The 16,792-nt window shown below is 38.0% G+C and carries 19 protein-coding genes; 5 read left to right on the forward strand and 14 right to left on the reverse strand.

The window, feature by feature from the left end:
• Window positions 1-22: 22 nt before the first annotated feature.
• The 3 genes from B9T66_RS05905 (at window position 23) to B9T66_RS05915 (ending at window position 3,932) form a co-directional block, all read left to right on the forward strand.
• Window positions 23-1,057, forward strand: a complete 1,035-nt coding sequence (locus B9T66_RS05905) for a tetratricopeptide repeat protein (RefSeq protein ID WP_095628123.1) — start codon at window positions 23-25, stop codon at window positions 1,055-1,057.
• Window positions 1,058-1,127: 70 nt separating this feature from the next.
• Complete coding sequence (locus B9T66_RS05910) at window positions 1,128-2,828, forward strand: Na/Pi cotransporter family protein (RefSeq protein ID WP_257874629.1); 1,701 nt, start codon at window positions 1,128-1,130, stop codon at window positions 2,826-2,828.
• A 105-nt stretch (window positions 2,829-2,933) separates the two neighbouring features.
• Entirely contained in the window at window positions 2,934-3,932 is a 999-nt protein-coding gene (locus tag B9T66_RS05915; RefSeq protein ID WP_095628071.1) for a YeiH family protein, read from the forward strand.
• Here the strand turns inward: B9T66_RS05915 and B9T66_RS05920 are convergent.
• The 14 genes from B9T66_RS05920 to B9T66_RS05985 all read right to left on the reverse strand — a co-directional run bounded on the left by B9T66_RS05920 (window position 3,929) and on the right by B9T66_RS05985 (window position 14,743).
• Entirely contained in the window at window positions 3,929-4,633 is a 705-nt protein-coding gene (locus B9T66_RS05920) for a TonB C-terminal domain-containing protein (protein ID WP_095628072.1), read from the reverse strand. The genes B9T66_RS05915 and B9T66_RS05920 overlap by 4 nt on opposite strands.
• Entirely contained in the window at window positions 4,634-5,035 is a 402-nt protein-coding gene (locus B9T66_RS05925) for an ExbD/TolR family protein (protein WP_095628073.1), read from the reverse strand.
• On the reverse strand, window positions 5,032-5,604 hold the full coding sequence (locus B9T66_RS05930; protein ID WP_095628074.1) for a MotA/TolQ/ExbB proton channel family protein: 573 nt from the start codon (window positions 5,602-5,604) through the stop codon (window positions 5,032-5,034). Before B9T66_RS05930 ends, B9T66_RS05925 begins: the two co-directional genes overlap by 4 nt.
• A gap of 49 nt (window positions 5,605-5,653) precedes the next feature.
• Entirely contained in the window at window positions 5,654-6,046 is a 393-nt protein-coding gene (atpC, locus tag B9T66_RS05935; RefSeq protein WP_095628075.1) for an ATP synthase F1 subunit epsilon, read from the reverse strand.
• A gap of 16 nt (window positions 6,047-6,062) precedes the next feature.
• Entirely contained in the window at window positions 6,063-7,466 is a 1,404-nt protein-coding gene (atpD, locus tag B9T66_RS05940) for a F0F1 ATP synthase subunit beta (RefSeq protein ID WP_095628076.1), read from the reverse strand.
• Between the two features lie 18 nt (window positions 7,467-7,484).
• Complete coding sequence (gene atpG / locus B9T66_RS05945; RefSeq protein ID WP_095628077.1) at window positions 7,485-8,387, reverse strand: ATP synthase F1 subunit gamma; 903 nt, start codon at window positions 8,385-8,387, stop codon at window positions 7,485-7,487.
• 20 nt (window positions 8,388-8,407) lie between these two features.
• Window positions 8,408-9,922, reverse strand: coding sequence for a F0F1 ATP synthase subunit alpha (atpA, locus tag B9T66_RS05950; RefSeq protein ID WP_095628078.1), 1,515 nt, complete (start codon window positions 9,920-9,922; stop codon window positions 8,408-8,410).
• Between the two features lie 20 nt (window positions 9,923-9,942).
• Window positions 9,943-10,473, reverse strand: coding sequence for a F0F1 ATP synthase subunit delta (locus tag B9T66_RS05955; RefSeq protein WP_095628079.1), 531 nt, complete (start codon window positions 10,471-10,473; stop codon window positions 9,943-9,945).
• A complete protein-coding gene (locus B9T66_RS05960) occupies window positions 10,470-10,988 on the reverse strand; it encodes a F0F1 ATP synthase subunit B (RefSeq protein WP_180763349.1) in 519 nt (172 codons plus the stop codon). Before B9T66_RS05960 ends, B9T66_RS05955 begins: the two co-directional genes overlap by 4 nt.
• A 13-nt stretch (window positions 10,989-11,001) precedes the next feature.
• Window positions 11,002-11,427, reverse strand: coding sequence for a F0F1 ATP synthase subunit B family protein (locus B9T66_RS05965; protein ID WP_095628081.1), 426 nt, complete (start codon window positions 11,425-11,427; stop codon window positions 11,002-11,004).
• Between the two features lie 122 nt (window positions 11,428-11,549).
• Complete coding sequence (locus B9T66_RS05970; RefSeq protein ID WP_095628082.1) at window positions 11,550-12,425, reverse strand: ParB/RepB/Spo0J family partition protein; 876 nt, start codon at window positions 12,423-12,425, stop codon at window positions 11,550-11,552.
• On the reverse strand, window positions 12,425-13,207 hold the full coding sequence (locus tag B9T66_RS05975) for a ParA family protein (RefSeq protein ID WP_095628083.1): 783 nt from the start codon (window positions 13,205-13,207) through the stop codon (window positions 12,425-12,427). The genes B9T66_RS05970 and B9T66_RS05975 overlap by 1 nt, the downstream gene beginning before the upstream one ends.
• A gap of 23 nt (window positions 13,208-13,230) precedes the next feature.
• A complete protein-coding gene (locus B9T66_RS05980) occupies window positions 13,231-13,887 on the reverse strand; it encodes a biotin--[acetyl-CoA-carboxylase] ligase (RefSeq protein ID WP_095628084.1) in 657 nt (218 codons plus the stop codon).
• 34 nt (window positions 13,888-13,921) lie between these two features.
• Window positions 13,922-14,743 carry a carbon-nitrogen hydrolase family protein gene (locus B9T66_RS05985; protein WP_095628085.1) on the reverse strand — a complete coding sequence of 274 codons (822 nt, stop codon included), beginning with the start codon at window positions 14,741-14,743 and terminating at the stop codon, window positions 13,922-13,924.
• A gap of 152 nt (window positions 14,744-14,895) precedes the next feature.
• Between B9T66_RS05985 and purB the strand changes: the two genes are divergently transcribed.
• Window positions 14,896-16,242 (forward strand): adenylosuccinate lyase, encoded by a 1,347-nt coding sequence (gene purB, locus B9T66_RS05990; RefSeq protein WP_095628086.1) that lies wholly within the window; start codon window positions 14,896-14,898, stop codon window positions 16,240-16,242.
• A 19-nt stretch (window positions 16,243-16,261) separates the two neighbouring features.
• Window positions 16,262-16,792, forward strand: coding sequence for a PD-(D/E)XK nuclease superfamily protein (locus tag B9T66_RS05995; protein ID WP_095628087.1), 531 nt, complete (start codon window positions 16,262-16,264; stop codon window positions 16,790-16,792).

Raw genomic sequence — 16,792 nt, forward strand, 5'->3', positions numbered from 1 at the left:
ATATTATGCAAAGGAGTGGGCTATGAAAAAAATGATTATATGTATTATATGTGTGTTTGGTATCGCGTATGCAGAGCCAGAAAACTCTACAGATGCGACTATCAAGCAGGAATCTTCCCCTTCTAATAATGTAGTCCAAAATACAGATCCTATCAACACAGATTCTCAAAATACTGCAAGTATGCCCTATGATGATTTTACTGCCATGATGCAAAATGCTAATGCGTCATTAAACTCCGCTATGGCATTTGCAAAAATGGGAGATTATGGCAAGGCTTTGGAACTTTTTACACAGGCTTGTAGAGGTGGAAATGCCGCTGGATGTTTTGGGAGTGGACTTATTTATATGTATGGTATGACTACAGGAGTGCCTGAACCAGATACGGCTGTGAAGTTTTATGCTCAAGCTTGTGCTGGTGGAGATAATGTAGCCTGTGCGAATCTCGCTCTTGCCTATGATAATGGTGAAGGAGTGAAGCAAGATAAGGCACAAGCTCACGAATTATATGCAATTGCTTGTGCAGGTGGAGATGGGTTGGCATGCACAAATTTGGGTTGGATGTATGCTAATGGTGTAGGGACAAATAAAGATTACGCTAAAGCTATGGAAGCATATCGTGCAGCATGCACGTTTGGAAATGATTTAGGTTGTTATAATCTTGGTTTGATGACAAATACATATAATGTGTATGGTATGACAAAAGATAAAATGGGTATCGTTGAGATGAATTATGTGGCGTGTGAGCAAGGGGATATTGTAGCGTGTGGGAATCTAGGCTATCTCTATGCTACAGGTCAAGAGGGTGCAGCACAAAGCTATTTTTATGCAGCCAAATATTTTACCACGGCGTGTGATGGTGGGTATATGCAAAGCTGCAATAATCTTGGGGTTTTGTATGATGGTGGTTTTGGTGTAAAGCAAAATAAAGCAAGAGCTATAGAGCTTTTTGGGCTTGCGTGTGAATATGGGATACAAGGTGCTTGCACGAATTATTCACTTATGCTTGATAGGGGCGGACTTAATAATGGGGGCTTAAATAGTCTTTTTGGTATGTAATAAACAACCCTTAGATTCTATAAAAGATAGTAATTTTTTGGGTTTTTTGCACCAAGATAAAGGATGAGATGTGTTACGCTTTTATACGATCATTAGGCATTATTCTCTTACAATTGCCATACTTGGTGTTATTTATGGGTTAGCTGTTAATGAGCAGTTGGGCAAACTTTGCGCAGGTGTGGCGATTTTGCTTTTTGGTATGCTTTTTTTAAGTGATGGTTTTAAGGTGTTTTCTGGGAGTGTTTTGGAAAAAACCTTAACAAACTCGACCAAAACATCATTGCGAAGTATCATTTTTGGCACGATTGTAACAACACTTATGCAGAGCTCTAGCCTTGTTTCCGTGCTTTCTATATCATTTGTGAGCGCAGGGCTTATTAGTTTGGTTCAAGGCATTGGTGTGATTTTTGGAGCAAATCTAGGCAACACTACGGGTTCGTGGTTGATTGCTGGGGCTTCTTCCATTAATATTTCTTCTTTGGCGCTACCACTTATTGTGGGTGGATTATTGTTTAATTTTCAAAAATCTAGTTCTTATAAAGGTGTGGGTAAAATCCTTGCTGGGCTTGGATTTTTCTTTCTTGGAGTGTTTTATATCAAGTTAGGTTTTGAGGGATTTAAAGATGTGATGGATTTCTCTCAATATAAACTTGAGGGATATAGAGCCATCGTAGGTTTTATTTTCATCGGTGCATTAATAACAGCAGTAATTCAAAGCTCACATGCTACACTTGCTATCATTATCACTGCTTATACACAATCTCAAATCGGCTATACAGATGCGCTTGCTGCTACACTTGGCACGAGTGCAGGTGGTGTGGTAACTGCGCTTGTGGCTTCTTTTAGCACCAATATCAATGGCAAGAGATTGGCGGTAGCAAATTGCATATTTAATTTTGTTATGGTGCTGATTGTAGCAGTCTTTTTCTCTTATTTTGTGCAGATTAATAATGCTATTTCAGATATTATCGGATTGGGTGCAGATTCTATCTTGCGTCTTGCAGTGTGGCACACGCTTTTTAATTTCTTTGGGGTGGTGCTATTTATTATGTTTATTCCTCGTATTGCAGAATTTCTTACTACTTTGATTAAAGGACACGGCACGCAAGATACCGCGCCACTTTTTATTAGCGATGCTTTATTACCCTATAAAGACACAGCCATTCATGCATTAGAAAATGAGGTAAAACACCTCTATGATAATGCTTTTGCTATTATTGCACATACCACCGGATTTTCACGCACCGATATTCGATCTGATACACCTATTAAAGAATTACTTGCAAAGCGTGAATGGTTTAGGCGTGAGTTTGATGTATCAGAATTTTATAACACACAAATAAAATCACTTTTTAATGCCATTATGGACTTTTCTACCAAGTTGCAAACCTTTGTGCAAGATCCAGAATATATTAAACGCATTGTGGCATTACAAATCGCTTCACGCAAGATAGCCGAGGCAACAAAAAATATTAGTTTTTTGCAAAAAAATATGCGTAAAAATGCCTTGGGTTCAAATGTAGCTCTACAAGAAGTGTATGATGAAATACGATTGGATTTAGCAAATCTTTTGCGTTTTATTGATTACATTAAGCATGCTCCAAAAGAAAAATTGAGTGATGTGAAAATAACGCTAAAGCAACAAAAAAGTTTTTTAAACGACAAGATAAGGAAGCATTTGTTGTCATCCAATCTCTTATTTATCAGAAATCCATTAGCACCGCAGAGGGGACATCATTGCTCAATGATTTGGCATTTAGTCATAGCGTAGCAAAAGAACTGATTGTGGCAGCAAATTATATTTATGGATTAAGCACGATTAGGACTATTAAAAAAATGCAACCTCCCTTGCATTAATTTTTCAAAAAGGATTTGTATGCGGACATTTTATAATCTTATTAATGGTTTTGTATTGGTATTGCTTATTTCTTTGAGCAGTATGTATATTGCTTCGTGTGAATTTATGGTGCGTTATCATATCTCACCTTTGATTATTGGTGTGCTTTTGGGTATCCTTGCCTCATCTTTGTATCATCATTCTAAAAGTTCTTGTGATACAGGTGTAGTCTTTAGTGCCAAAAAGCTTTTACGCTTAGGAATTATTTTGTATGGATTCCGTGTGAGCTTTGATGGCATTATGAGTGTGGGATTATCCGGAACGCTTATTAGTGTAAGTGTTGTAGTTGGAATCTTGGTAATTGGGACATTCATTGGTATCAAGGTATTTAAGCTTGATAGAGAGCTTGCACTTCTTGTGAGTGGAGGTAGCGCAATATGTGGTGCTGCCGCTGTCCTTGCTTTAGAATCTAGCATAAAATCTCAACCCTATAAAGGCATTATCGCAGTAGGAAGCGTGGTAGTTTTTGGGCTTATTTCTATGTTTTTGTATCCTATTGTGTATGCGATTTCTACGCTTGGACTTAGTGAGATTCAGTGGGGTGTATATGTTGGTGCGACATTGCATGAAGTAGCAAATGTTGTAGGTGCAGGGAGCGGAATCTCACCTGAGGCTGAAAAAATCGCTGTGATTATAAAGATGATACGCGTTCTCTTGCTAATACCTGTGCTTCTTATATTGCCATTACTATTTTCTACTACGCCAAGTGGATCAAAACGCAACTTACATATTCCGTGGTTTGCCTTTGGCTTTTTGGGGGTGGTCATTATCAATTCTCTTTTTACATTGCCACAATGGCTTGTTACTAGCGGTGAGTTAAGCTCTACATTTTTTCTTGTAATGGCGATGAGCGCACTTGGCTTACAAATTGACTTTAAAAAATTTGTAGATTCTGGGGGTAAGGCGTTTGGGTTAGCCTTTGTGTTGGCGATATTGCTGATGGTTGGCGGTTATGCCTTGGTGTATTTTTGTGTTTAGCGGGTTTTGCTTTTTAGGCTTCCAAAGCTTACGCTAAAACTTTTTGATTGTTTTGGAGGAGGGAATGGATAGGTTTCTAACTCCTTAAGCGTAGCATCGAGTGCCTCATCAAATGCGTTATCAAGGGTGTAGCGTTTGACCATGTAGTGCATTTTGCCTTGTGCATTAATTTCAAAGACTACAATACCCTCTAAATCTCGTGCAAGGAAGCGTGAGCGCTTATCCCAATGCGCAAGTAAAATTTTGCTAATATTTGCAAACCATTCATCGTATTTGCCATCATCTTGTTGTGTGCTTTCATTTTGAATGGTAATCGTGGTGTTAAGATCGTGGAGTTGTTGTTGCAAATCCTTACTTTGTTGCGCAAGCTCGTTTAGTTTTTTTGCATTTTGGGCATATTTTTCTCGATCATCAGCTATTTCTTGTGATTTTGCAAAAGAGTTGGCATCAATTTGTGCAAACATATCCTTTATCCCACTGCCTTCAAGTGGATTGGTGGTGGGGGCTTTGGGCTCTTGCTTTGGTGTAAGATCAAGATATGCTTGTATGTCAATAGTTTGGATTGTAATTGCAGATTCTTGAAGTGTTGTGTATTTGGTTGGTTGTGTATGAAAAGCTCCCACAAACACTAGCAGAAGCAAGGCATATAGACAAAATGCAATTATTCCACTTGCCACAAACATTATAACATTAAAACGCATTTAGGCACCTGTGATGAGCGAAACCTTTAGAAATCCAGATTCTTTGAGGGATTTTAGAACATAGATAACATCATCATACAGCAAAGATTTATCAGCGCGTATGAAAACAGGGATATTTTTGTCAAAATGTGCGCTTTTTAGCACAAAATTTTCTCCAAATGTTGCAAGATCATAGACATCATCGCGAACATACACTTTTCTATCTAAGCTTACGCGTATTTCTAGGATAGAATCTTGAGCAAGTTTTTTGCTTTTTGATCCGCGAGGTAGGGTAATATCTTCTTGGTAGGTAATGGTTGGTATGCCTATCATTAAGATAGCCAAAAGGACAAGCATCACATCAACAAGTGGTGTGATATTAAGCTCTGGCTTATCCTCTAGATCGAGCTCTTCCTCTCTCATAGATTACTTCTTTGGGAGCTTAGCATGAGGTTGATTTGCATTTGGATACAAACTCCTATGTTGTAGGATTTGCGTTTTAGGAGGAGATAAAATGAATACGCCGGAATAGCTGTCAAGATTCCACAGGCAGTAGCTACTAAGGCTTTGGAAATTACGGGTGCTATGATGTCAAAAGATACATTGCCCCCACCTAGATGAGAAAAGGCTTCAAGAATCTCTACCACAGTCCCAAAAAGTCCTATAAAAGGGGCAGTAGATGAGACAATACTTAAAAACACAAGTCCTCTTGTTGCTTTTTGCAAAGCCTTAGTTTTCCAAGCTTGCAAGAGATCCGAATCTATGGCATTGCGACTAAGCAATAAATCATTTAAAATGGTGTTTTTTGGGAGACTAACAGGACTTGTGGAAAGAAGTGCAACATTATGCTTTTCCCTAGAAAGCCAATCACCAAGAGTAAGTGTTTTATAAAGATAGATCCAAAGTGTTATCAAGAAATAAAGGCTAAGCCACCCAAATACCACAATCGTAACTGGATGACTTTGCGCAATAAAGACTAAAAAAGTATTCATGTAAGTTTCACAAATTCATTAGGCTTAATACTAAAGAGCATTGATAAGCCTAAAATTTTATGCGTGCAGCAGCCTCTATGCGAGAAACAACAGAAGAAATTGCAACATGATCGTTGCTCGCTTCTTCTAGGAGTTTTCTAGCATTCTCGATAGCTGTGGCTACTTGATCTTCATCGCTGCCATTGATAGATACAGCGCCATCAGCTATTACATCAACTTTATGTGGTGAGACTTCGGCATATCCCCAATTGATAGCTACAAGCTCTAAATCTCCACTAGATTTGCAAATCTCGATAACACCAGTTTTGAGTGATGAAAGCAAGTTGCAATGTCCCGGATATACTCCAAATTCTCCTTCACTACCAGGCATTACGACAGATTCTACAGCCCCATCGTATATTTTGCCATAAGGGGTTACGATACTTAACATTAAAGTTTCCATTTAAAGCCTCCTTATGTTATGCGTTTGCCTTAAGTTTTTCTGCCTTTTCTAGTGCTTCTTGGATATTGCCTACCATATAGAAAGCATTCTCTGGAATATGATCATATTTTCCTGACAAAATACCTTTAAAGCCTTCTAGTGTTTCTTCTAGGGTTACATATTTACCAGGACTTCCTGTAAATATTTCGGCAACGAAAAATGGTTGAGAAAGGAATTTTTCAATTTTTCTTGCTCTATCCACCGTTTGCTTATCTTCTTCAGAAAGCTCATCCATTCCCAAAATTGCAATAATATCTTGCAAGTCTTTGTATTTTTGCAAAATTTGTTGCACACCTGTCGCGATTTTGTAGTGTGTTTCTCCTACTACTTGTGGATCAAGGATTCTAGAAGTTGAATCTAGTGGATCAACAGCCGGATAAATACCTTTTTCTGTGAGCTTTCTGTTAAGCACTGTGGTAGCATCAAGGTGCGCAAACACAGAGGCAGGAGCTGGGTCTGTCAAGTCATCAGCTGGCACATATACTGCTTGCACAGAGGTAATAGAACCTTTTTTGGTTGATGTAATGCGTTCTTGAAGTTTACCCATTTCGCTTGCAAGTGTTGGTTGATAACCCACCGCTGATGGAATGCGTCCCAAGAGCGCAGACATTTCAGCACCAGATTGTGCATATCTAAAGATGTTATCAATAAACATAAGCACATCTAAGCCTTTTTCATCTCTAAAGTATTCAGCCATAGTAAGTCCGGTAAATGCGATTCTGTTTCTTGCCCCAGGTGGTTCATTCATTTGTCCATAGCATAATGCCACTTTGTCTAGCACGCCACCTTCTTGCATTTCGTTATAGAGGTCATTTCCTTCTCTTGTTCTCTCTCCAACACCAGCAAATACAGAATAACCGCTATGTTTATAAGCAACATTGTGGATAAGCTCCATAATAACCACGGTTTTACCCACACCAGCACCACCAAATAATCCGACTTTACCACCTTTAGAATAAGGCGCAAGTAAATCCACGACTTTGATACCTGTTTCAAACATTTCAGTTTTAGTGCTTTGGTTATCAAAAGTTGGAGCATCTCTGTGGATAGGCCATCTAAGGTCTGTATTAAGTGGTTCTCCACCATCTATCACATCACCTGTTACATTAAAGATTCTACCCAATACAGCTTCACCTACTGGCACTTCAATCATCTTGCCTCGAGCTTTAACGCTCTCGCCCCTTACTAAACCTTCTGTCATATCCATAGCAATTGTGCGGACACGATTATCGCCCAAATGCCCTACTACTTCTAACACAAGCTTATTCTTTTTACCTTCTACATCAAATTCTACATCTACGGCTTCATTGATGAATGGTAAATACGAATCAAATTCTATATCAACAACTGGTCCCATAACCTGTATAATCTTACCTTGCATATTCTCTCCTCTTTAAGTTTATTTCATTGCCTCAACGCCGGCATTAATTTCAACAAGCTCGGTTGTAATAGACTCTTGACGCGCTTTGTTGTAAGCAATACTAAGACTTTTTACCAAATCACCCGCATTGCTTGTGGCTGCATCCATAGCTTGCACCCTTGCGCTATGCTCTGCTGCCAAAGAATCTATCAGTGCGTAATACATATTGTATTCTACATACTTTTGCGCGAGTTGATCGAGTAGTATATCTTCAGTTTCTTCAGATTCTATACTCATTGTATCGTGCTCTTCAAGAGCTTTTTGCGTGTCTATATTGATTGTCAATGGAAGCAAAGCCTGTGTCTGCAACACTTGTGAAATCATGTTTTTAAATCCATTATGGACAATGATGACTTCATCGGTGAGACCATCAAAAAAATCCTTTGCAACATTTTGGATAAACTGCGCAGCCCCCTCGTATGTTGGCATAGCACTCAATCCTACAACTTTATCAAGCACTTCGACATCATTAAAGGTAAAAAATGAAATTCCTTTTTTACCAATACCACGCAAACGCACCTTGATATTTTGTTCTTTATAGTGCTTCATAAGGCGCATAACTTCTTTTATTGTTGCTTGATTGAAACCGCCACACAAGCCTTTATCAGCTGTAATAAAGACAATATCAATTTTTTTAATTTCTCTTGGCTTAGAACCCAAGAAATATTTACTATTGATATTCTCCATACCCTTGATAAGAATCTTGCGAACAATTTCATCAAACATCTCATTAAGTTTGTGTGCGTATGTCCTGGAACGTCTCGCCAACTCCTCTGTTTTTTTGAGCTTAGAAGTTGAAACAAGTTTCATAGCACGCGTTGTTTTTTGCGTGTTTTTGACACTTGTAATCTTACGTCTAATGTCTTTAAGATTGCCGCCCATCAACTACTCCTTATGTTCGCTTATGCAGAAAAGCTTATTTTAAACTCTTTGATTGCGTTGTTTAACTCTTCCTCTGTATCTTTATCCAAAGCTTTTTTCGCACGAATATCTTCCAAGATTTTTGGGAATTTTGCCTCTAAGAATGGATAGAAATCTGCTTCAAAATCTGATACTTTATTTGCTGGAATATCATCAAGGAAGCCCTTTGCTCCTGCATAGATAAGCACAATTTGCTTCTCAATAGCAAGCGGTGAATATGGAGGTTGTTTAAGAACTTCAACCATTCTTTGACCTCTTTCAAGCTGTTTGCGACTGACTTCATCAAGATCGGAAGCAAATTGAGAGAATGCTTGTAGCTCTCTAAATTGTGCCAAGTCAAGTCTAAGTGTTCCTGAAACTTGTTTTGTAGCTTTAATCTGAGCAGCACCACCAACACGAGAAACTGACAAGCCCACGTTGATCGCAGGACGCACACCAGAATTGAACAAATCTGTTTCTAGGAATATTTGTCCATCCGTAATAGAAATAACATTTGTTGGAATATATGCTGAAATATCTCCTGCCAATGTTTCAATAATAGGCAAAGCTGTCAAAGAACCAGCACCCAAATCATCACTAAGTTTTGCGGCACGCTCAAGGAGTCGTGAGTGGAGATAGAATACATCTCCTGGGAATGCTTCACGCCCTGGTGGTCTTCTAAGGATTAGAGACATCTCACGATATGCCACAGCATGTTTACTCAAATCATCATAAATGATGAGTGCATGACGCCCATTGTCTCTAAAATATTCACCAATGGTAACGCCTGTATATGGAGCAAGGAATTGCATAGCAGCAGAAGATGAAGCAGGAGCATTGACAACAATTGTGTATTCCATAGCTCCATGTTCTTCTAATTTTCTCACAACCTGTGCCACAGTAGACTCTTTTTGACCAATAGCTACATAAATACATATAACATCTTGTCCTTTTTGGTTAATGATAGAATCTATAGCCACTGTTGTTTTACCTGTTTGTCTATCGCCAATGATAAGCTCTCTTTGCCCACGACCGATTGGCACAAGTGCATCAATTGCTTTAATTCCAGTTTGTAGTGGCTCATGCACAGATTTTCTAGCCATAATGCCAGGCGCTTTTTCTTCAACAAAGCGGAACTCACTAGCTTCGATAGCGCCCTTGCCATCAATAGCTTCACCTAGAGTGTTGATAACACGTCCTACGACACTATCTCCAACAGGCACCTTCATAAGTTTTTTTAGTCTTTTAACAGAGATACCTTCTTTGATATCTTTGCCACCACCAATGACAACAACACCAACACTTGCCTCTTCAAGGCTCATTGCAATGCCTATATCGCCTGTTTCAAACTCAACCATTTCATAATACATAACATTATTAAGCCCATAGACTTTTGCTACACCATCAGCATAGGAAATGACCTTACCAGTTTCGCTAATATCAACACTGATATTAAAGTTTTCTATACGCTCTTTGATGATTGAGCTAACTTCTTCTGACTTTAGTTTTGCTACCACGTTCTACTCCTTGTCTTAGATTAAATTGCTTTGAGAATATGATTTGTCAAATCAGCAAAAAACCTCTCTTTGGAAAAAGAGATTTCAATGCCTAGATCTTCTACGCTTAGTCTAATGCCATCAATGCTCGTTTTTTCTTGGCGCACATCAAGATTGACATTAAGTTTTGTCGAAAAGCTTTTAGCAATGTTTTGTAATGTCGCAGAATCTACTTCTTCTTTAATTTTAAGCACTGCCACATAGTGTTTTGTGTCTGCGAGAATCTTTTTTTCAAGTGTTTTTGCAATCTCTGGTATAGCAGAGATTCTATCTGAACGAACCAAAACCTTAATAAGATTCTCAAATTTTTCTCCATCAACACGCAAACTTTCCAAAAGTAGCTTCTCTTTTTTTGCCTTATCAACAAATGGCGAGTAGAGAAAGCTACATATCGCCTTGTCTTCAATAACCTTGCTAAAGGTAGAAAAGATTGCAACAATGTCTTCTATTTCTTTGGCTGAAAATGCGTCCAAAATAGCCTTTGTATATTTTTTAGCCACCAAATCTATCATGAAGCAATCCTTTTTGTAATGATGTGGATATAATCTTTATTCTCAAGCTGCATATCTTTTGCATGAATTATATCGCTCAACATAGATTCTACAACTTCTCGCATAGCCTTTGTTTGCTCAAATTCCATATTTGTTTGTGCTGATTGCATAAGGGACTGAATCTGTGCCTGTGTTTGCTGTGCAAAGCGTTGCGAAATGATGGCTACCTCTTTTTTGGCAACATCGATGATTTCTTGCGCCTTTTTCTTGCTTTCTTCAAGCTTTTTTAAAGCCTCATCTTTTTCTTTTTGTGTTTTATGAAGCTTGTTTTGTATTTCTTGGAGTTGGGAAGCTATATGTGCCTTACGATTGGTAAAAATAGCCTTAATACGCGCAAATGTAAAATACCACAAAACCGCTATAAACAACGCAAAGTTTATAAGCCTAGGTATAAAATCGCTTTGCTCAAATCCTCCGGAAGCATATGCGAAGTTTGGTAATATCACTACCAAAGCAATACATAGTATATATCTCATTTTTCCTCCTCTTTTATGCTTGCTCAAGCTTTTTGCGTATGCTTTGTTTAAATTCATCAATATGTGTGCCTAAATCATCTTTGAGTTCTTTTTGTTGTCTGACTAAATCTTCTCTAAAAGCTAGTAATTTAGAATCTAACTCGGCTTTTTTTTCAGCTAGTTTTTCTTCCATGAGCTTTTTCTCTCTAGCTGTTGCTTGCTCGATGATTTCTTTTGCTTCTTTTTGGGCATTCCCTATAATTGTGTTTATTTCATCTTGGATTTTTGTAATTTCTTGTAGATTACCCTGTGTGTTCTGCAAGTCTTTTTTAATCATTTCATCACGCTTATTCATAAATGCGAGAAGTGGCTTATACAACCATTGATTAAGAAAGAAAAGTAAAAGCACAAAACAGCAAAATACTAAAATCATCAGATTGCTATTTACTGATATTTCCATTTAGGACACTCCTTAGTAATGTATTCTATCTGGTGTGTGATAGATAATCCCACTTGTAAAACTCATAGGGTTTTGCAAGTATTTTAACAATTTAAGTTATGATTTTTCTTAAACTTTTTAATTTAGTGAGAAATTTTTTCAATAAATGCCTTAATTTCTACATCTTGAGAAAATTCTATACAAATTTGATTGTTTTTGACACTTGTTTTGTAACCCTTTTTGCGCAAAATACTCCGCGCTTGCTCCAAAAGTTCTGTATCAAGCTCACTTGAAATCTGTGTTTTTTTGGAGGGAGTATGACTTGGCGTGTTTTGATTTTTGATAGTTTTTATTAATGCTTCGGTATCGCGCACATTAAGCTTTTGTCCCATGATAGAATCTAAAGCCAACTTTTGTTCTTGTGGCAAGAGTGTCACTAAAATTTTGGCATGCCCTTGTGAAATTTTGCCCTCTATGAGCGCTTCTTGCACAAATGTTTCAAGGCTTAGCAATCTTAGGGTGTTTGTGATTTGTGCGCGAGATTTTTTTATCCTTTGAGAAAGTTCCTCGTGTGTGATATTGTATTCATCAATAAGTTCTTGATAAGAATAGGCTAATTCGATAGGATTTAAATCTGCGCGTTGAATATTTTCTATGAGCGCTAGTTCTCGCATTTTGTGAATGTCTATATCAGCAACGATAGCCTTAATATTTGGCAATCCTGCCAATTTGCTAGCACGCAACCTACGCTCTCCAGCAAGCAAGACATATTCTCCATTATCATCTTCACATACGACAATAGGCTGCAATAACCCATGCTCTTTGATAGAATCTGCAAGTTCTTGCAGGGCATTTTCTTCAAAGTATTTTCTTGGTTGATAGGGATTTGGCTTGATGACTTCCACGCTTAGCTCAAGCACCGCAGCATCAGAATTGCCTATATTGTTTTCATAGGCTTGGGATACTTCGCCAAAAATAGCGTCTAATCCGCGTCCTAAACCTCTAGGTTTTTTTGCCATTACGCGCCTTCTAAGATAAGTTCAGCAAGGTTTTGATACGCAACGCTTCCGCTAGATTTTGCGTCATACAGCAAAATTGGTTTCCCATAACTTGGAGATTCTGCTAATCGCACGCTTCTAGGCACTACAATATATTCTCCTCCTTCACTTTTAAAAAGGTGTTTTTGAAAATGCAATGCCAAATCATCAAAAACTTGTCGCGAGAGATTGTGTTGGCTAGAATACATTGTGGGCAAAAAGCCTCTGATATTTAGATTAGGGTTGCTTGTATCCCTAATGACTTTCACGGTGTTAAGCAATTGTGCTAAGCCCTCTAATGCGTAAAACTCGCATTGTATAGGCACAATAACAGAATCTGAAGCAACAAGTGCATTCACGGTAAGCGCACCAAGTGCAGGTGGAGAATCTACAATAATAAAATCATAATTATGTCTTATTTCTTCAAGCTTATTGCGCAAAATCATTTGCCCACTTTTTTTGTTGTAAAAATCTTTTTCAAATCCAGCAAGTGCAATGCTTGAAGGCACGAGCGATAAAAAAGGAATCTCTTGCAAATCAATAATCGCATCAGAGAGTGTATTGCACCCACACAAAACCTGATAAATATCTGTTTGTATATCTGTGCGTCTAATGTTAAATGTTGTTGTTGCATTGCCCTGTGGATCGCAATCTATCAATAAAACTCGTTTTTCGGATATAGCCAGTGACGCCGCAAGATTCACAGCAGTCGTCGTTTTGCCAACCCCTCCTTTTTGATTTGCAACGGTTATAACCTCACACATTCTCTAACTCCATTTATTTAGTGTTATCTACAACTATACACGATTTGTGAATCTACACAGATCGCGCCATCTTCCAACAATTTTGCCTCTTTGAAGGACACTTTTTTACCATTATGATGGAAGTCAAAGTCAAAATTGTTTTGAAATTCTAACGCATAGAATCTAAAAATTTGCTTCCAAGATATTTTTTTTTCAACGCTTATAAAATATCTTTGTAAAAAATCCATAGTCTCTATGCGTGCGCTGATTTCTGGCTCTAGTGTCGCGTATGGAGCGCTATTATTGCCTTTGGTATATAGATTAATGCCTATGCCACAGATAAGATACTCTTGCCATTTGTTACATAATACACCACCGATTTTTTGATGTCCTATGTAGAGATCATTGGGCCATTTTAGCCAAACTTTTGAGCCAAAACTTTTGAGTGTTTCTTTGCATAAAAACCCAAAATATATAGATGCAGATTCTATTTTGAGATCTTGTGGCAACGCACTTAAAGGCAGTGCAAAAGAAAAATATATCGCCCTTGGTTGTTCTTCCCAAGTATTGCCTCTTGAGCCTATGCCGTGTGTTTGCCTATGTGCGTTTATGCAAATAGGGGCTTGTAAAGTCCCAGATTTTAGTCCTTGCAAGAGAAAAGTTTGTGTGGATTCTAGGCATTCATATGTGTGGATAATCATTGTTTAAAAACTCCTTTTTCATAACATGTTGCGCTTATGTCTGTGCAAATGGTTTATGAAAATGCCACATTTCTCGTGCTTTTTGGATAGATTCTGTATGGAGTGAGACAATCATCAACCCCTCATAATCTTGCAAACTATCTTCGATTTGTCCATAGGCATTGACATAGAGGCTATCACCATAAAAATTCCAACTTGTCTTATCGACATATTCTGTCCCTACGCGATTTACTCGCAAGATTGCACAAGAATTAAGAAATGCACGCATTTTGCATAATGAGCGCCACCTTGTGAGTGTGTCAAAGGTATTTGCACAAGGCACGATAAGCACATCATAGGGTTGGGCTTTCATAGCGATAAAAATTTCATCAAAATGCAATTCAAACCCTGATAAGACACCGATTTTTAAGCCTTTTCTTTCTATGGTGAGGGGTAATTTTGGCTTTTTGTAGTGTTTGTTGGCAAAAAATGCGTGCTCATTCCAATGTGGATAATCTATGAGGCGTTGTTGGACATAAAATGTATAGCCTTGTGAATCTATAAGCGCGATTGTTTTATAAAATGTATTTGAAAGGCGATTGCCTGAGAGCTTGAGGGTATATAAATCCACGACAATAGGCGCGATAATTTCTAAGTTATATTCCTTGGCAAACACTACAAGTTGTCGCAATATGCTGACATTATGACTTGCGATGAGTTGTGGTGAGGGCAGGGATTGCAAATGGCGAAAAAATGGCTCAAATGTGTATTCTGGTAAAACCACTATTTCTACATTTTGCTTGGCACAATTTTGGAGATAGGATTGTAAATACAGAGGAGATTCTATTTTTGAGACTTGCAAAAGAGCTATACGCATCACATACCTTAATAAACTAAAATAACAAAATATATGCTTGAATTATACTTTATGCAAACTTTAGATTCTATTTTGCTATGGTTTTTAAGGGGCTTTGTGTTAGGATTATGTATTTACTTGCTTAGACAAATTTAGTTTATGAGGTTGGAGCTATGGTAGAGCGATACGCAAGAGAAGAGATGAAAAAGCTTTGGGATATGAATGCGAAGTATTCCGCGTGGCTAGAGGTAGAAAAGGCATTGGTTAAGGGGTGGAATACATTAGGACTTATTCCTGATTGCGATTGTAAGAAAATTTGTGAGAATGCGAAGTTTGATATCGCAAGAATTGATGAGATAGAAGCCGTTACTAAGCACGATCTTATTGCTTTTACTACAAGTGTTGCAGAATCTCTAGGTGAAGAATCACGATGGTTTCATTATGGAATCACCTCTAGTGATACGATTGATACCGCTGTGGCTTTGCAAATGCGCGATTCGCTAAAGATCATCATTGAAGATGTGAAGGCATTGCGTGAAGTGATAAAAAAACGCGCTTATGAACACAAAGATACGCTTATGGTGGGGCGAAGTCACGGGATTCATGGCGAACCTATCACTTTTGGCTTAGTGTGTGCGATATGGTATGATGAGATAGGGCGACACTTGCAGAGTTTAGAATCTACCCTGGAGGTGATTAGCGTAGGCAAGATAAGCGGTGCAATGGGGAATCTCGCCCACACTCCTATAGAACTTGAAGAGCTTGTATGTGCAAATCTAGGGCTAAAGGCTGCTCCAGCAAGTAATCAAGTTATCCAAAGAGATCGATATGCACGGCTTATGACTGATTTGGCGCTTTTAGCAAGTAGTTGTGAAAAAATTGCTGTTGAAATTAGACATTTGCAACGCACCGAAGTGTATGAGGCAGAGGAGTATTTTAGCCAAGGACAAAAAGGAAGTAGTGCAATGCCACACAAACGCAACCCTGTTTTATCTGAAAATATCACAGGGCTTTGTCGCGTGATACGCAGTTTTGCACTACCGGCTATGGAAAATGTCGCATTGTGGCACGAGCGAGATATTAGCCACTCAAGTGTGGAGCGATTTATTTTGCCTGATGGTTTTATTACGACGGATTTTATGCTTGCGCGCCTTACAGGTTTGATTGATAAGCTTGTCGTGTATCCTAAAAATATGCTAAAAAATCTTAATCTCACAGGTGGCTTAGTTTTTTCTCAAAGAATCTTGCTAGAGCTTCCAAAATGCGGTGTAAGTCGCGAAGATGCTTATAAGATCGTGCAAAGAAATGCGATGAAAGTATGGCAAAGTTTGCAAGAGGGACAACCTGCGCTTAATGCAAAGGGCGAATCGCTTTATTTGCAATATCTTTTGGCAGATTCTGAACTTGTGGGACTTCTTAGCAAGAATGGTGGCAATGGAGAGCAGATTATCCGCGATTGCTTTGAGTTTGCCTACTATACAAAAAATGTGGATTTTATCTTTAAAAGGGTGTTTGGGTAAATCATCGCAGGAGGATTTTATGATAGCAAATGGCATTGGTGGTTCAAATACAAAAACAGGATTAATTTTTGAAGGAAAGGTAGATTTGGCTACCTTTTTGTCCAGGCAGAATGGATACAGGATTGATTCTGATAGACAAGTATATTATTGCGATGAATTAGTAGCACAAATTTTTAAAAAAAATGAATTTTATAAGTTTTTAGAAAAACGTCAAGTAGATTGGAAAAAGATTATTTCTAAAAGGCTTTTGCCAGATGATAGCATCTATGTTATTATCAATAACACATTTTTTGTTATTGAATGTAAATTTCAGCAGGTCGCAGGTTCTGTTGATGAAAAATTACAAACTTGCGACTTTAAGAAAAAACAGTATCAAAAACTTTTATCTAGCCTTAATATGGAAGTGGAGTATGTATATTTATTAAGTAATTGGTTCCAAAAACCAGAATATAGAGATGTGTTGGATTATATTATTAGTGTGAATTGTAGGTATTACTTTGAATATATTCCCTTACAAGTTTTTGGCTTGCCAATTCCTATGGATTCTTAA

It is taken from the genome of Helicobacter sp. TUL (assembly GCF_002287135.1).
Classification (GTDB): domain Bacteria; phylum Campylobacterota; class Campylobacteria; order Campylobacterales; family Helicobacteraceae; genus Helicobacter_F.

What these genes read in the sequence shown, in the direction of transcription:
- B9T66_RS05905 (WP_095628123.1), top strand. Translation starts at nt 23, where the DNA reads ATGAAAAAAATGATTATATGTATTATATGTGTGTTTGGTATCGCGTAT.
- B9T66_RS05915 (WP_095628071.1), top strand. Translation starts at nt 2,934, where the DNA reads ATGCGGACATTTTATAATCTTATTAATGGTTTTGTATTGGTATTGCTT.
- B9T66_RS05920 (WP_095628072.1), bottom strand. Translation starts at nt 4,633, where the DNA reads ATGCGTTTTAATGTTATAATGTTTGTGGCAAGTGGAATAATTGCATTT.
- B9T66_RS05925 (WP_095628073.1), bottom strand. Translation starts at nt 5,035, where the DNA reads ATGAGAGAGGAAGAGCTCGATCTAGAGGATAAGCCAGAGCTTAATATC.
- B9T66_RS05930 (WP_095628074.1), bottom strand. Translation starts at nt 5,604, where the DNA reads ATGAATACTTTTTTAGTCTTTATTGCGCAAAGTCATCCAGTTACGATT.
- atpC (WP_095628075.1), bottom strand. Translation starts at nt 6,046, where the DNA reads ATGGAAACTTTAATGTTAAGTATCGTAACCCCTTATGGCAAAATATAC.
- atpD (WP_095628076.1), bottom strand. Translation starts at nt 7,466, where the DNA reads ATGCAAGGTAAGATTATACAGGTTATGGGACCAGTTGTTGATATAGAA.
- atpG (WP_095628077.1), bottom strand. Translation starts at nt 8,387, where the DNA reads ATGGGCGGCAATCTTAAAGACATTAGACGTAAGATTACAAGTGTCAAA.
- B9T66_RS05955 (WP_095628079.1), bottom strand. Translation starts at nt 10,473, where the DNA reads ATGATAGATTTGGTGGCTAAAAAATATACAAAGGCTATTTTGGACGCA.
- B9T66_RS05960 (WP_180763349.1), bottom strand. Translation starts at nt 10,988, where the DNA reads ATGAGATATATACTATGTATTGCTTTGGTAGTGATATTACCAAACTTC.
- B9T66_RS05965 (WP_095628081.1), bottom strand. Translation starts at nt 11,427, where the DNA reads ATGGAAATATCAGTAAATAGCAATCTGATGATTTTAGTATTTTGCTGT.
- B9T66_RS05970 (WP_095628082.1), bottom strand. Translation starts at nt 12,425, where the DNA reads ATGGCAAAAAAACCTAGAGGTTTAGGACGCGGATTAGACGCTATTTTT.
- B9T66_RS05975 (WP_095628083.1), bottom strand. Translation starts at nt 13,207, where the DNA reads ATGTGTGAGGTTATAACCGTTGCAAATCAAAAAGGAGGGGTTGGCAAA.
- B9T66_RS05980 (WP_095628084.1), bottom strand. Translation starts at nt 13,887, where the DNA reads ATGATTATCCACACATATGAATGCCTAGAATCCACACAAACTTTTCTC.
- B9T66_RS05985 (WP_095628085.1), bottom strand. Translation starts at nt 14,743, where the DNA reads ATGCGTATAGCTCTTTTGCAAGTCTCAAAAATAGAATCTCCTCTGTAT.
- purB (WP_095628086.1), top strand. Translation starts at nt 14,896, where the DNA reads ATGGTAGAGCGATACGCAAGAGAAGAGATGAAAAAGCTTTGGGATATG.
- B9T66_RS05995 (WP_095628087.1), top strand. Translation starts at nt 16,262, where the DNA reads ATGATAGCAAATGGCATTGGTGGTTCAAATACAAAAACAGGATTAATT.